This is a genomic window from uncultured Alsobacter sp. (assembly GCF_945952055.1).
GTDB lineage: Bacteria > Pseudomonadota > Alphaproteobacteria > Rhizobiales > Beijerinckiaceae > Alsobacter.
The window spans coordinates 34,438-48,681 of sequence record NZ_CAMFHB010000015.1 but is presented as its reverse complement, the minus strand read 5'-3'; the positions used below and the strand labels follow the sequence as shown (position 1 = coordinate 48,681).

Below are 14,244 nucleotides of genomic sequence, written 5' to 3'. Positions count from 1 at the left end.
TTGTCCGTGCTGGCATCGCAGCGCTGGCATGGCATTGTGGCGGCGCAGCGGGGGCGGGCATGGACGCGATCGACAGAGAGGCCGGCGGCCTGGGGCAGGGCCGGGCGACGCCCAACCGGGTCTTCGTTCTCGGCGGGACGGGGACCATCGGCCAGGCGACGGTCGCCGCGCTCGCGGCGCGCGGGCATGCCGTCACCGCCTTCGTGCGGCCGCGGGCGGGTACCGGCGGCAGGCTGGCGCCCGACGACACCGCGCGCCTGCTGCCCGGGGCCGACCTGCGCTTCGGCGACCCCACCGACCCCGCCTCGCTCGTTCACGACGGCTTTCGTGGCGAGCGCTTCGACGTGCTCGTCTCCTGCCTTGCCTCGCGAACCGGGGCGCCTCGCGACGCCTGGGCCATCGACCACGACGCCCATGTCGCGGCGCTGGCCGCGGCGAAGGATGCCGGGGTCCGCCACGCCGTCCTGCTGTCGGCGATCTGCGTGCAGAAGCCGCTCCTCGCCTTCCAGCACGCGAAGCTCGCCTTCGAGGCCGCCCTGCGGGCGTCGGGGCTCACCTGGTCGATCGTGCGACCGACCGCCTACTTCAAGTCGCTGTCCGGCCAGATCGAGCGGGTCCGGGCGGGGCGGCCCTTCCTGGTCTTCGGAGACGGGCGGCTCACGGCGTGCAAGCCGATCGCCGACGAGGACCTGGGCGACTACATCGCGGGCTGCCTCGACGATCCCGCCCGCTGGAACGCGATCCTGCCGATCGGGGGGCCGGGAGCCGCCATGACGCCGCTGGACCAGGGCGAGCTGCTGTTCCAGGCGCTGGGGCGGTCGCCGCGCTTCCGCCATGTGCCGGTCGGGCTGATCGACGCCATCGCCGGGGGTCTCGGGGCCCTCGGGCGCTTCAACGCGCGCCTCGCGGAGAAGGCGGAACTCGCCAGGATCGGGCGGTACTACGCGACGGAATCGATGCTGGTGCTCGATCCGGAGACGCGCCGGTACGATGCGGACGCCACGCCATCGACGGGAACGCGCACCCTGCTCGACCACTATCGCCGCGTGCTGCGGGGCGACGCGGTGGTCGAGCGCGGAGACCATGCCGTCTTCTGATGGGCGGCCGCGGAGGGTTTCCTCTTTAGTCTATCAATTTTGTAGGATAATATCGCTTCCCTGATGTGCTTCGGGAGACGACCGTGGACGCCATCGACCGCAAGATCCTGTCGCGCCTGCAGAAGGACGCCACGATCTCAATCGCGGCGCTGGCCGCCGAGGTCGGGCTGTCGCAGACGCCATGCTGGAAAAGGGTCCAGCGCCTGCAGCAGCAGGGCGTGATCCTGGGAACCGTCGCGCTGGTCGCGCCCGAGCGCATCGGCCTCGGGCTCACCGTGTTCGTGGAGGTCGAGACGGCGGACCACTCGGGCACGTGGCTGGAGGAGTTCGCCGGCGCCATCGCGGCGATGCCCGAGGTCGTCGCCTTCTACCGCATGGCCGGGGACGTGGACTACATGCTGCGCGTGGTGGTGGCGGACATGGCCGCCTACGATGCCTTCTACAAGGCCCTCGTCGGGCGCTTCGCCCTGAAGAACGTCACGTCGCGCTTCGCCATGGAGCGGATCAAGGAAACGACGGCCCTGGCGATTCCCCCGGCTGCCCCCGCCGGCGCACTCGCCCCGGCGTCCTGACGTCGTCGGCTCCTGCGGGAGACGAACTCTCTCCCCCGCATCGTTCTTTTAAAAGAACATTCTCGTTGACGGATCGACCATTTCGAGCGACCTTTTCAGCCATCGGACATCACGTCGATGCCCGGTCGCGGGATTTGATGGAGCAGCTTGCACCGCGTCACCAAGGCTAAAAGCACCGCGAACCGTTTCGTGGGCTCTGCCGATCCGGAGACTCGTCCATGTCGTTTCGCATGATCACCAGTGTGTCTTCTTCCCTCGACTTCGGACCGATGGGTCCCTCCTGCCGCATTGCATGGGCGATGACTCGTTCGTGTTGACCGAGACCTTCTGACCTCTCCCAGACCGTCCGTTCAACCTTCATCGGGAACCGTCGCCGCGTGCGGCGGCAGGAGCATCATGTCCAACGCCATCATCATCGAGATCGCGGGAGAGCCCGCGGGCATCGTCACCGCGGATGCCAACGGCTTTGCCTTCTTCGCGGCGTCCAAGCCCTTCTACCCTCTCGACAACCACACGTTCCGCAGCCTTCGCCAGGCCGAAAAGGCCCTGAGCCGCCTGGTCGCGCGCCGTCGTCGCCTGACCGTCCTCGCCTGATCCTCCCCGTCCCGGAGCCCTTGCCATGAACCGCCGCCGTCTCCTCCAATCCGTCCTGGCCGCATCCACTGCGTTCGCTTTGTCGAACGCCTCGCCCGCCAGCGCCCAATCCGCCCCCGCCCCCAAGGAGGTGCGGATCGGCTACCAGAAGAACGGGCTGCTCCTGATCGCCAAGCAGCAGGGGGTGCTGGAGCAGCGCTTCAAGCCGCTCGGCATCGCGGTGAAGTGGGTCGAGTTCAGCTTCGGTCCGCCGCTCCTCGAAGCGCTCAACGTCGGCAGCATCGACTACGGCACGACGGGGGACGCGCCGCCGATCTTCGCCCAGGCCGCGAAAGCCAATCTCGTCTACGTCGCCGCCCAGGAGGCGGCAGGGTCCGGTGCCGCCATCCTCGTGCCGCCCAACTCGCCCATCCAGTCGCTCGCCGACCTCAAGGGCAAGAGGATCGGCTTCGCCAAGGCGTCGAGCGCCCACAACCTGACGATCGCGGCGCTCGAAAAGGCGGGCATCGGCTACGACGAGATCACGCCGCTCTACCTGCCGCCCGCGGATGCCCGTGCGGCCTTCGAGCGAGGCTCGCTCGACGCCTGGACCATCTGGGATCCCTACTTCGCCATCGCGGAGAAGCAGCCCGGCGTCCGGATCCTGGCCCTGTCGCGGGGCATCGTGGCGCAGAACTCCTACTTCCTGGCCAACGGCGACTTCACCCGCAAGCACCCGCAGGTCGTCGCGGCCGTCAACGACGAGCTGGCCAGAATCGCCCGATGGGCCGAGGCCCATCGTGACGACGTCGCCGCGGTGCAGGCCGCCGCCACCGGTCTCGATCTCGACAGCTGGAAGCGCGCCATCGCCCGCAGCGAGTTCGCCATCGGCCCGCTGACGCCCTCCGTCATCGCCGAGCAGCAGCGCGTCGCGGATCGCTTCCACAAGCTGGGCCTCATCCCGAACCCCATCTCCGTCAGGGACATCGTCTGGGCCTGGACGCCCAACTCCTGACGGATGGCCCGGGCTGGACCTCCCTCCCACGCCCGGGCCTCCCTTTTCTCCCCGAGCAGCAGGACCCCGCGCCATGACGCAATCGACCCCTTCCGCCCCGCTCGACCTGTTCTGGTTCATCCCGGTCAGCGGCGACGGATCCTATCTCGGCACGACCCAGGGCCATCGCCCCGCCGACTTCGGCTACCTCCGCCAGATCGCCCAGGCCGCCGACCGGCTGGGCTATGGCGGGGTGCTCATTCCCACGGGCCGCAACTGCGACGACCCCTGGGTCACGGCCGCCGCTCTGGCGCCACTCACCGAGCGGCTTCGCTATCTCGTGGCGCTGCGCCCGGGTGTCGCCTCGCCGAGCTACGTCGCGCGGCAGGCCGCGGCGCTGGACCGGATCAGCAACGGGCGCTTCATCATCAACGTCGTCACCGGCGGGAACCCGGCCGAACTGGCTGGCGACGGGATCTTCCTCGATCACGACGAGCGCTATGCGCAGACCGACGAGTTCCTGAGCGTCTATCGCAGGCTGCTGGCCGGCGAGACCGTCGACCATGACGGCCGGCACATCCGGGTGCGCGGCGCGAAGCTGGAGTTCCCGGCGGTGCAGAAACCCATCCCGCCCGTCTGGTTCGGCGGCTCGTCCGATCCCGCCCTCGACGTGGCGGCGCGGCACAGCGACGTCTACCTGACCTGGGGCGAGCCGGTGGTGGACGTGGCGCAGAAGCTCGACGCGGTCAGGGCACGGGCCGCGGCGCTGGGGCGCACGGTGCGGTTCGGACTGCGCATCCACCTCATCGTTCGCGAGACGGACGCGGAGGCCTGGGCGGCGGCCGAGAAACTCATCAGCAAGCTGCCGGACGAGGCCATCGCCGCGGCCCAGAAGAAGTTCGCCCAGGAGAGCGATTCCGTGGGCCAGAAGCGGATGACCGTGCTTCACGGCGGAGGACGCCGCGACCGGCTGGAGATCGCCCCGAACCTGTGGGCCGGCATCGGCCTGGTGCGCGGCGGGGCCGGAACGGCCCTCGTCGGCAGTCCGCAGACCGTGGCGGCGCGCCTGCGCGAATACCAGGCGCTCGGCATCGAGACGATCATCGCCTCGGGATATCCGCACCTGGAGGAGGCCTACACCGTGGCCGAACTCCTGTTCCCGGTCCTCGGCATCGGCCCGGCGGCCCGGCGGGGCATCCACGGCACGCAGCCGGGTGAATTCGGCACCAGCGGCACCGGGGTTCGCCTCGCCGCGGCCTCGTGAGGCCCGCCATGACGGATCTCGCTTCCGCAGGCCTCCGCCCGGCCCGGGCCCGCGCCATCCCGCGCGGCTCCGATCCGGGCACGGCCGGAGACGTCCGCCGAGGACAGGCGATTCTCGTCGTCCTCGCGGGAGCCGTGAGGGGCAGGCTCGGCCCCTGGCTCGTGCCGTTGGCGCTCCTCGCGGCCTGGCAGGCCGCGGCCCGCGCCGGCCTGATCGCCCCCAGCGTCCTTCCCGCGCCGACCGACGTGCTCGCCGCCGGCTGGAAGCTGATCCTCAACGCGCAGCTTCTCGACAACATCGCGGTGAGCGCGCGGCGGGCCTTCTCCGGCTTCCTCGTGGGTGGCTCGCTCGCCTTCGCGCTGGGGCTCGCCAACGGCCTGTCGCGGCTGTCCGAGCGCCTGACCGACACCACCATCCAGATGCTCAGGAACATTCCCAACCTGGCCCTGATCCCGCTGGTGATCCTGTGGTTCGGCATCGAGGAGGACGCCAAGCTGTTCCTGACCTCGCTGGGTGTCTTCTTCCCGATCTACATCAACACCTTCCACGGCGTCCGCACGGTCGATCCGCAACTCGTCGAGATGGGGCGCTCCTACGGCATGGGCCGCTTCGACCTCTTCCGCCGCATCATCCTGCCCGGTGCCCTGCCGTCGATCTTCGTCGGTGTGCGCTACGCGCTCGGCATCATGTGGCTGACGCTGATCGTGGCGGAGACCATCGCCGCCAATTCCGGCATCGGCTACATGGCCATGAACGCGCGCGAGTTCATGCTCGTCGACGTCGTCGTCCTGGCGATCCTGATCTACGCCCTGCTCGGCAAGCTCGCCGACAGCGCGGTCCGCGTGCTGGAGAGGCTGTGCCTCGCCTGGCATCCGGCCTTCCAGCGTTCCTGAGGAGCAACCGATGCCAGCGTCGTCACCCTCCATCGCCGCGCGCGAACACGGCCCGCGCGGCGTCGCCATCCGCATCGCCGGCCTGACCCGCAGCTTCGGCGACAACCAGGTCCTGAAGGGCCTCGATCTCACCGTCCCCCCGGGACAGTTCCTGGCCATCGTGGGGCGCAGCGGCTGCGGCAAGAGCACGCTGCTGCGCATCCTCGCGGGCCTCGATCGGCCGACCGGCGGCGACGTCGCGCTGACGGCCGAGGCGGGACGGGTCGCCTCGGCCCGCATCATGTTTCAGGAGCCTCGCCTGCTGCCATGGGCGAGCGTCCTCGCCAATGTCGAGGTGGGGTTGGGATCCGGCCGCCGGGCGCCGGGGGCCCGGCAGCAGGCCCTCGAGACGCTGTCGGCGGTCGGCCTGCTGCAGCGCGCCGGCGAATGGCCATCGGTGCTCTCGGGCGGCCAGAAGCAGCGCGTGGCGCTCGCGCGGGCGCTCGTGAGCCGCCCCGGATTCCTGGCGCTGGACGAGCCGCTCGGCGCGCTCGACGCCCTGACCCGCATCGAGATGCAGGCCCTGCTCGAACGCGTCTGGCTGGACCAGGGCTTCACGGCCGTGCTGGTGACGCACGACGTGGGCGAGGCGCTCGCGCTCGCCGACCGCATCCTGCTGATCGAGGATGGCCGCGTGACCGCCGACATCGGCGTCGACGTGCCGCGCCCGCGCCGGCGCGGGTCGGTGACCCTGGCTCGCCTGGAGGAGGACATCCTGCGGCGCATCGTCGGCCCGTCCGTCTCCCCCGACTACGACATCTGAGGCTCGCCGTGCTCGATCTCCCGCCGTTCTCCGCCCACCCCGCGTCCGCCCAACCCGTCGCCGATCCGGCCTCCTTCCGCCAGGCGATGCGCGAGCTGGCGGGCCACGTCAGCGTCATCGCGACAGGGTCCGGCGCCGCCCGCACCGGCTTCACGGCCACGTCCGTGTCCTCGCTGTCGGCCGAGCCGCCGACGCTGCTGGTCTGCCTCAACCGCGCCAGCTCGTCCTATCCGGTGCTGTCGCGTTCGGGCGCTTTCACGGTCAACGTCCTGCACGCCGGCCAGCAGTCGGTGGCCGAGCGGTTCTCGGGGGCAGGGGGGCTGAAGGGGCTGGCGCGCTACGAGGGAGCGGACTGGCTGACCCTGGCCAGCGGTGCGCCCGCGCTCGCCGGAGCCTCGGCGGTCTTCGACTGCGTGGTCGACGAGCTCATCGAGCGACACACCCACGCCATCGTCATCGGCAAGGTGCTGGCGGCGACCACGGAGCCGGGCTTCGCCGCGCTGCTCTACCGCAACGGCCGCTACGGCTCCTGAGCCGGCGCGCCGCTTCAGCGGCCGGCGCGCAGTCCGTCGAGGACCGATCCGGACGCGCGTCCGGTCCGCTCGACCCCGTTGCGGGCCTGCCAGTCGGCGATGGCCTGGCGCGTCTTGGTGCCGATGGCGCCATCGGGCTGCCCGACGTCATAGCCGCGGCGGTTGAGCAGGGCCTGGACCTCGCGCCGCTCCGCGCGCGACAGGCCGCGGTCGTTGGTGGGCCAGGGCGTCGCGAACGGCCCGGCGCCGCGCAGCCGGTCCGACAGGTGGGCGATCGCCAGCGCGTAGCTCTCGGCCGCGTTGTAGGCGTAGATGGCGTCGAAGTTCTTGGTCACGAGGAAGGCCGGCCCCTGGGCGCCGGCGGGCAGGAGCAGCCCGGCCGTTCCCTCCCCCGGCAGTGCCCCGCCGCCGACCCGGCGAACGCCCAGGCCGGCCCAGGACGAGAAGGGCCGCTTCTTCGTCCGGCCCGCAACCGAGGCATCGAAGCCCGACGGCAAGCGGACCTCGAAGCCCCAGGTCTGGCCCGACATCCAGCCGGCCTTGTCGAGATAGTTCGCCGTCGAGCCCAGCGCATCGGGGACGGAATCGACCACGTCCCGCCGCCCGTCGCCGTCCAGGTCGACCGCGAGCCGCAGGAACGTCGAGGGCATGAACTGCGTGTGGCCGAAGGCGCCGGCCCAGGAGCCCGTGAGATGCGAGGGATCGACGTCGCCGCGATCCAGGATCTTGAGCGTGGCGTTGAGTTCGGTGCGGAAATAGGCCTGCCGCCGGCCGTAGCACGACAAGGTCGCCAGCGACTGAACCAGCGGCCGCTTGCCGATGGCGCGGCCGAAGTCCGATTCCACGCCCCACACCGCGACGATGGTGTGGCGGTCGACGCCGTAGCGGCTCTCGGCGGTGGCGAGCGCGCTCGACCACTGGCGCAGCATGGCCTTCCCGTCCGCCACCCGCTCCTCGTCGACCAGGGCGGCGAGATAGTCCCAGATGGGCGTCTTGAACTCGGGCTGGTCGTTGAGGAAGTCGAGCACCTTCATGTCGGGCTCGAGGGATTGGGTCGCGCTGGTCCAGGTCTGCGCGGAGATGCCCGCGCCGACGGTGCTGCGCAGGCCGGCGAGGCAACTGCGGAAATCGGACTGGGCCGCGGCGGACCCCGCGGTGGCGACGACGGCGAGGGCCGTGAGGAGAGCGATTCGGCGCATGGCGTGATGGTAGCGGGCCGGACCCGATGCGCCCAGCCGTCGCGTCAGTCGTCGAGCCGCCGCGCCTCTTCGGGCAGCATGATCGGGATGCCGTCGCGGATCGGGTAGGCGAGCTTCGCCGACCGGCTCACCAGCTCCTGCCGGGCTGCATCGTATTCCAGCGGCCCCCGGGTCACCGGGCAGACGAGGATTTCCAACAGCTTGGGATCGATGCGCGGCGCCGGAAAGGGCTGCTGGTCGGCACGGGCCGGAACGGCGGGTTCGGTCATGATGGCCTCCGGGCTGACGCGCCCGTCACTGCAGCGGTGTTTCCGAACCGTCGTCGCCGCGGGCGAGTTCCATCTCGGTGATCGCGATCAGGATCTCGGCGCGGGTGCGCAGGTCGGGGGCTTCCAGGAGCGCCTGCTTCTCCCGAACGTCGAAGGGGCTCATCATCGCCAGCGCGTTCACGAGCGCCTCGTTCGAGGCCTCGTCGATGCCCTTCCAGTCGATCGACAGGTTGTTGGCCTCGACGAAGTCGCGCAGCGTCCGGATCACGGCGGGACGATCCACCGCGTCCTCGCCGGCGCGGGCCTCGAAGTCGACGGGGAAGGCGGCGAAGTCCACCTTGCACTGGCGGTAGCTGGTCAGCGAGGGCAGCTCCTCGACGATCCGGAATCGGGCGATGCCGGTCAGGGTCAGGAGATAGCGGCCGTCGCCGGTCTCGGCGAGCGCGGTGATGCGGCCGGCGCAGCCGACCGCGTGCAGGGACGGCACCTTGGGCGTGCCGCCGCCGACCGGGACCTCGGGCTGGACCATCCCGATGATCCGCCCCGACTTGAGGGCGTCGTCGACCATCGAGAGGTAGCGCGGCTCGAAGATGTTGAGCGGCATCTCGCCGCGCGGCAGCAGCAGGGCGCCGGGAAGCGGAAAGACGGGAATGACGCCCGGCAGATCGCCCGGTCCGCGATAGACGGCGTTCATGCTCATCGCGTCGCTCCCGTCCTCTGGCTGTCGTCAGCGAAACAGGACGGCGGACAGCTTGCGCCGGCCCGCGATCGTCATCTCGTCCATCGGACCCCAGGCGTCGAAGAACTGGACGAGTTGCTTGCGCGCCCCGTCCTCGTTCCAGGTGCGGTCGCGCTTGATGATCTCGATCAGGTGGTCCGTCGCGGTTTCACGGTCGCCGGCGCCCGCCAGCGCCACCGCCAGGTCGAAGCGCGTCTGGTGATCGGCGGGGTTGGCCGCGAGCCTGGCCTCGAGTTCGGCGAAGTCGCCCAGCTTGGCCGCCTGTTCGGCGAGTTCGATCGCGGCCCTCGCGCCGGCGATGGCGGGGTCGTTGGCCTTGGCCTCCGGCGCCATGGCGAGGAACTCCTTCGCCGCCTCGAGGTCGCCGGCGTCGACGTGAAGCTTGGCCAGCGCCCCGATGGCCGCGGCGTTGTCGGGCTCCTGCGCCAGCACGGCGGAATAGAGCTGCGCGGCGCCCTCGGCGTCGCCGGCGGCGACGAGGCCCTCGGCCTCCTTGATCATCTCGCTCGTGGCGCCCGGGCCGAGCGGGCCCACGAGCCGCTCGATGAAGCTCTTGATCTGGCCCTCGGGCAACGCCCCCATGAAGCCGTCCACGGGCTGGCCGTTCTGGAAGGCGATGATCGCGGGGATCGACTGGATGCCGAGCTGGCCCGCGATCTGGGGATGCTCGTCGATGTTCATCTTCACGAGCTTCACCTTGCCGCCGGCGGCCTTCACGACCTTCTCCAGCACGGGGGTCAGCTGCTTGCAGGGCCCGCACCAGGGGGCCCAGAAGTCGACCAGCACCGGCCGCTTCATCGACTCGGCCATCACGTCCTGGCGGAAGCCGGCCGTCGTCGTGTCGGAGACAAGGGTGTCGCCGCTGGGCTGGCCGGCGGGGTTGAGCGCGAGATCCATGGTCGTGTTCTCCTCAGGCCGGCTCGCTGGTCTTCGCGGTCCTGTGCCCGGCTGATGGCGGGCCGTCGAGGCCCTCGTCGATGTCGCCCCCAATGTGGGGCGCGGCGGGTCGCAGCGCAATCGTCGCCTCAGTGCCCCGTCGATTCTGGCCCTGTCGATTCCGGCTCCGTCGTTTCCGCCCCGGCCGACGCCAGGGCCACCACGACGGGCTCGTGCCCGGTCGAGCGCAGGAAGGCGAGCAGCGCGTCGCGGTGCAGGCCGGTGGTCATGGTGTTGACCAGCGGATGCACGTTGATGCGCTCGTGCTCCATCAGCCGCGCGTCGAGGATCACCGTGACCCGGCCCTGTGTGTCGTTGACGGCGGCGAAGGGCGTCACCGATCCCGGCTCCACGCCCAGCACCTCGCGCAGCAGGTCCGCCGAGCCGAAGGTGACCCGCCCGGACCCGCCGATCAGCTCGTGCACGCGCTTGAGGTCGATGCGCGTGTCCTCCACGGCCGAGATCAGGAACAGACGCCCCTTCTTGTCCTTGATGAAAAGGTTCTTCACATGGGCGCCGGGCAGAACGCCCCGCAGCCGCTTGCTTTCCTCCACCGTGAACACGGCGGGATGGTGCTGGGTCTCGTAGGCGATCCCCAGGCGGTCGAGGGCTTGGAAGAGGTCCTGCGGCGAAAGGGGCATGGCGTGACCGTGGCTGATGGGTGCGGCGCGTTTCTAGACCAATGGGCCCCGGGATGGAACCGATGCGTCAGAAGTCGCTGGTCAGCCCCTTGATTTCCCAATCGCCATAGCGCACGGGTTCGAGCCCGCCGCGTCCGTCCTTCTCGGGCCGGCCGGCGAGCTCGGCGGCGTGGGCGTCCACGGCCGCACGGCGGGCCTCGGCTTCGGCCAGCGCCCTGCGCGCGGCCGGGCTGAGAACGCGGGGTGGTGTCTCGGGTGCCGTGGATTCGGCCCCCACGGCCGTGTCCTTCGTCTCGTTCGCCATGTCATTCGTCCGGGTCGGGTCCGCCTTCGTGCGCGGTCCATGACCCCTCATAAAGGGGGCCGCAGGCCGGTTGGCAACCGGTCGGCTCCGGGAAAAATCCCGGCCGTGTCCTCGTTCCCGCCCGCGGAGACCGCATCGCTCATGCCCCGTCCGCCCCACCGTCCCGGTTCTCCCAGCCGCTCCGCCGCGCCTCGTCCCGCGGCCGACGTCGCGGGTCTCCCCGCCCGCCGGCTGGCCGGCGAGGTCTTCGCGGCCGTCACCGAACAGCGGCAGGCGCTGGACGATACGCTGGACCGGATCCTGGCCTCTCCGCCGGGGCGCGCCCTGGAGGACCGCGACCGCGGCCTGGTGCGCGCCATCGCGACCACGGCCGTGCGGCGCTTCGGGACCATTCGCCGCGTGCTGCTCGACCGCATGACGAGCGGGCTGCCCGACGAGGGCGGACCGCTGCCCCAGGTTCTGGCCACCGCCGTGGCGCAGCTTCTGTTCATGGACGTGCCGGACCATGCGGCCGTCGACCTGGCCATCCGGCTCCTGCTCGAGGACAAGCACGGCCAGCGCTACACGAAGCTCGCCAACGGCGTCCTGCGCCGCGTCGGGCGCGAGCGGGACGCGATCCTGGCGGCGCTCGACCCCCTCGCCCTCGACACGCCGGCCTGGCTCCGGCGCCGCTGGACCGCCGCCTACGGCGAGGATGCGGCCCGCCGGCTCGCCGCCGCGCACATGTCGGAAGCGGCGCTCGACCTGACGTTCAAAACGCCCGACATCCGCGACCGGCGCGCGGCGGAGCTCGGCGGGCTCGTCCTGCCGACGGGCTCGCTGCGCCTGGCGGACCGTGCTCCCCTGCCGAGCCTGCCCGGCTACCAGGAGGGCGACTGGTGGGTCCAGGATGCGGCGGCGGCCCTGCCGGCGCGGCTCCTCGGTGTCGGCGCCGGGGACAAGGTCGCCGATCTCTGCGCGGCCCCGGGCGGAAAGACGGCGCAGCTGGCCGCGGCCGGGGCCGCCGTCACCGCGGTCGATCGCTCGGCGGCGCGGCTGGAACGCCTGAAGACGAACATGGCCCGCCTCGGCCTGTCGGTGGAGGTCGAGGCCGTCGACGCCACGGCCATGGCCGGTGACGGCCTGTACGACGCCGTCCTGCTCGACGCCCCCTGCTCGGCGACGGGGACGCTGCGCCGGCATCCCGACGTGGCCTGGACCAAGGATGACCAGGACGTCTTCCGCCTGGCGGCGCTGCAGACGCGGCTCCTGGCCAAGGCGGTCGATCTCGTCCGTGTGGGCGGGCGCGTCGTCTACTGCACCTGCTCGCTGGAGCCCGAGGAGGGCGAAGCGCAGATCCGCGGGCTCCTGGCCCGCGACGACCGTGTCGAGCGCCGGCCCGTCGATCCCTCCGAGATCGGGGGCCTCGAGGGTGCGATCACCGCTGAGGGCGACCTGCGGACGCTGCCGTTCATGCTTCCCGATGCCGACCCGCGCTTTTCGGGCCTGGACGGCTTCTTCGCGGCCCGATTGGTGCGGGTTCGGTAAACGTCCGTTAACCATCACAAGTCAGGGTGAATTGGGGCGGGTGCGGGTCCATCGGGGCGGGCCGCGCCTGTCGCCGCTTGGCGCGTATGGGGGTAAACCGGTTGGCGACGCGCGCGCTCGCAGATCGATGGCGACTGGGCTGGCTTCTGGCCCGGCACGCCGGCCGGCGCGCCCTGCACATCGCGGGAGCGCCGCTGCGCGTCCTGCTCCCCGGCCCGCGCGGTGGCTCTCCCGATCGGCTCGTCATCGCGCCCCAGGACCTGCGCACCACCGATCCCACCGTCGCCAACGACATCTATGCCGGCTATTTCGCCTTTGCCGGCAAGGTGGTGGCCACCGCGGGCATTTCGCCGTTCCGCGCGCTGGCGCCGTCCGAGGCCTGGTCCGAGGCGCTGATGGGCTTTGGCTGGCTGCGGCACCTGCGTGCCGCGGACTCGGCCCTGGCCCGTGCCAACGCGCGCGCGCTGGTGGACGACTGGATGACCGAGTGCGGGCGATCCCAGACCGGGCCCGCCTGGGACCCCGCCGTCACCTCCCGGCGGCTGATGTCCTGGCTGGCGCAATCGCCCCTCATCCTCGATGGCGCCGACCGCGCCTTCTATCGCCGCTTCCTGCGCTCGATCGGGCGCCAGACCGTGTGGCTCGCGCGGGCCCTGCGCACCCTGCCGCCGAGCGAGAACCGCCTGTGGGTCGCCATCGCGCTGGCCTATACCGTGGTCTGCACCGGGGCTTCGGCCGCCCAGATCCGGCGGATCGGGCGCACGCTCTCCGAGGAGCTGGATCGCCAGATCCTGCGTGACGGCGGCCATGTCGGGCGCAATCCGCAGACGCTGGTGGACCTGCTCACCGATCTCCTGCCCCTGCGGCAGGCCTTCCTCAGCCAGGGCCACGAACCGCCGCGCGCCCTGGTCGGCGCCATCGACCGGATGATGCCGGCCCTGCGCCTGTTCCGGCACGGCGACGGCGCGCTGGCCCTTTTCAACGGCATGAGCGTCACGCCGCCGGACCGGCTCGCCACACTCCTCGCCTATACCGATGCCCGGGCCCAGCCGATCGAGAACGCCCCGTATTCCGGCTACCAGAGGCTCGCGGCGCGCTCCGCCACGGTGATCGTCGACACGGGCCCGCCGCCACCGGCCGGCTATTCGTCGCGGGCCCATGCCGGCTGCCTGTCGTTCGAGTTCTCGGACGGACCGGGCCGCATCGTGGTGAATTGCGGGGCGCCGCCGCCCGGCGTGGACGGCTGGCGGGCACTAGCCAGGAGCACGGCCGCCCACTCCACGCTGACCGTCGCCGACACCTCGTCGTGCCGCTTCCTGGAGGGCGACGGCCTCGGCTCCGTCCTGGGGACGCCGATCATTGCCGGCCCCAGCGACGTGACGATGGTGCGGGAGGTGGTGCGGGACGGCGATGAGGCCGGGGTCGGCGTCGCGGCGTCCCACGACGGCTATCGGTCCATGCTGGGCCTCGTCCACCAGCGACGCCTCGTGCTCAGCGCCAGCGGCCGCCGCCTCGTCGGCACCGACGTGATCGCGATCGTCAATCCGTCGCGGGCGCAATCGGGCAGCGACGCCTATGCCCTGCGGTTCCACCTGCATCCGCTGGTCCGGGCGACGCGGTCCTCGGGTGGTCTTTCCGTGCGCCTCGACCTGCCCGGCGGGGCCAGCTGGACGTTCACCGCGGGCGGGTTGCCGATCCAGCTCGAGGAAAGCATCTTTTTCGCGACCCCGGAGGGGGCACGGCGGACGGACCAGCTGGTGGTGGCGGGCGGTTTCCGCACCCAGCCGCAGATGTCATGGCGCTTCGAGCGCGACGACGCGATCCCGCCGCGGCACGCGGCTCCCGACGATGCCGGGGACGGCCCGGTCTAGGGCACGGCGCATTTCAGCGCGAAAAGCCGG

General features: G+C 71.3%; 16 protein-coding genes. 10 read left to right on the top strand and 6 right to left on the bottom strand.

Features of this window, described 5'->3' with window-relative positions:
• The first annotated feature begins 59 nt into the window (after nucleotides 1–59).
• From Q0Q47_RS13355 to Q0Q47_RS13320, 8 genes are all read left to right on the top strand, one after another.
• Complete coding sequence (locus Q0Q47_RS13355) at nucleotides 60–1,097, top strand: NAD(P)H-binding protein (RefSeq protein ID WP_293860282.1); 1,038 nt, start codon at nucleotides 60–62, stop codon at nucleotides 1,095–1,097.
• A gap of 83 nt (nucleotides 1,098–1,180) precedes the next feature.
• Nucleotides 1,181–1,669, top strand: a complete 489-nt coding sequence (locus Q0Q47_RS13350) for an Lrp/AsnC family transcriptional regulator (protein ID WP_293860280.1) — start codon at nucleotides 1,181–1,183, stop codon at nucleotides 1,667–1,669.
• Between the two features lie 396 nt (nucleotides 1,670–2,065).
• Nucleotides 2,066–2,263, top strand: coding sequence for a hypothetical protein (locus tag Q0Q47_RS13345; protein ID WP_293860278.1), 198 nt, complete (start codon nucleotides 2,066–2,068; stop codon nucleotides 2,261–2,263).
• 25 nt (nucleotides 2,264–2,288) lie between these two features.
• Nucleotides 2,289–3,257 (top strand): sulfonate ABC transporter substrate-binding protein, encoded by a 969-nt coding sequence (locus Q0Q47_RS13340; RefSeq protein WP_293860276.1) that lies wholly within the window; start codon nucleotides 2,289–2,291, stop codon nucleotides 3,255–3,257.
• Nucleotides 3,258–3,330: 73 nt separating this feature from the next.
• Nucleotides 3,331–4,500: an FMNH2-dependent alkanesulfonate monooxygenase gene (ssuD, locus tag Q0Q47_RS13335; RefSeq protein ID WP_293860274.1), complete on the top strand. Its 1,170-nt coding sequence runs from the start codon at nucleotides 3,331–3,333 to the stop codon at nucleotides 4,498–4,500.
• Between the two features lie 8 nt (nucleotides 4,501–4,508).
• Entirely contained in the window at nucleotides 4,509–5,393 is an 885-nt protein-coding gene (gene ssuC, locus Q0Q47_RS13330) for an aliphatic sulfonate ABC transporter permease SsuC (protein ID WP_293860272.1), read from the top strand.
• 10 nt (nucleotides 5,394–5,403) lie between these two features.
• Nucleotides 5,404–6,195 (top strand): ATP-binding cassette domain-containing protein, encoded by a 792-nt coding sequence (locus tag Q0Q47_RS13325; RefSeq protein WP_293860270.1) that lies wholly within the window; start codon nucleotides 5,404–5,406, stop codon nucleotides 6,193–6,195.
• Between the two features lie 8 nt (nucleotides 6,196–6,203).
• Nucleotides 6,204–6,728 (top strand): flavin reductase family protein, encoded by a 525-nt coding sequence (locus Q0Q47_RS13320; protein ID WP_293860268.1) that lies wholly within the window; start codon nucleotides 6,204–6,206, stop codon nucleotides 6,726–6,728.
• Between the two features lie 14 nt (nucleotides 6,729–6,742).
• Here the strand turns inward: Q0Q47_RS13320 and Q0Q47_RS13315 are convergent, their stop codons facing one another.
• The 6 genes from Q0Q47_RS13315 to Q0Q47_RS13290 form a co-directional block, all read right to left on the bottom strand.
• Nucleotides 6,743–7,927, bottom strand: a complete 1,185-nt coding sequence (locus Q0Q47_RS13315; RefSeq protein WP_293860266.1) for a lytic murein transglycosylase — start codon at nucleotides 7,925–7,927, stop codon at nucleotides 6,743–6,745.
• A gap of 44 nt (nucleotides 7,928–7,971) precedes the next feature.
• Nucleotides 7,972–8,196 carry a Trm112 family protein gene (locus Q0Q47_RS13310; protein WP_293860264.1) on the bottom strand — a complete coding sequence of 75 codons (225 nt, stop codon included), beginning with the start codon at nucleotides 8,194–8,196 and terminating at the stop codon, nucleotides 7,972–7,974.
• Nucleotides 8,197–8,221: 25 nt separating this feature from the next.
• The gene (locus Q0Q47_RS13305; protein WP_293860261.1) at nucleotides 8,222–8,896 is read right to left on the bottom strand and encodes an LON peptidase substrate-binding domain-containing protein; all 675 of its coding nucleotides are present in this window, start codon (nucleotides 8,894–8,896) and stop codon (nucleotides 8,222–8,224) included.
• A gap of 27 nt (nucleotides 8,897–8,923) precedes the next feature.
• Entirely contained in the window at nucleotides 8,924–9,832 is a 909-nt protein-coding gene (gene trxA, locus Q0Q47_RS13300; protein ID WP_293860258.1) for a thioredoxin, read from the bottom strand.
• 128 nt (nucleotides 9,833–9,960) lie between these two features.
• Nucleotides 9,961–10,512, bottom strand: a complete 552-nt coding sequence (locus tag Q0Q47_RS13295) for a prolyl-tRNA synthetase associated domain-containing protein (RefSeq protein WP_293860255.1) — start codon at nucleotides 10,510–10,512, stop codon at nucleotides 9,961–9,963.
• A 67-nt stretch (nucleotides 10,513–10,579) separates the two neighbouring features.
• The gene (locus Q0Q47_RS13290) at nucleotides 10,580–10,816 is read right to left on the bottom strand and encodes a DUF1674 domain-containing protein (protein WP_293860252.1); all 237 of its coding nucleotides are present in this window, start codon (nucleotides 10,814–10,816) and stop codon (nucleotides 10,580–10,582) included.
• A 141-nt stretch (nucleotides 10,817–10,957) separates the two neighbouring features.
• On the opposite strand from Q0Q47_RS13290, the gene Q0Q47_RS13285 reads away from it, so the two are divergent.
• Together Q0Q47_RS13285 and Q0Q47_RS13280 are read left to right on the top strand one after the other, a co-directional pair.
• Nucleotides 10,958–12,343: an RsmB/NOP family class I SAM-dependent RNA methyltransferase gene (locus tag Q0Q47_RS13285; protein WP_293860249.1), complete on the top strand. Its 1,386-nt coding sequence runs from the start codon at nucleotides 10,958–10,960 to the stop codon at nucleotides 12,341–12,343.
• A gap of 101 nt (nucleotides 12,344–12,444) precedes the next feature.
• Nucleotides 12,445–14,214, top strand: coding sequence for a heparinase II/III family protein (locus Q0Q47_RS13280; RefSeq protein ID WP_293860246.1), 1,770 nt, complete (start codon nucleotides 12,445–12,447; stop codon nucleotides 14,212–14,214).
• Nucleotides 14,215–14,244: the final 30 nt, after the last annotated feature.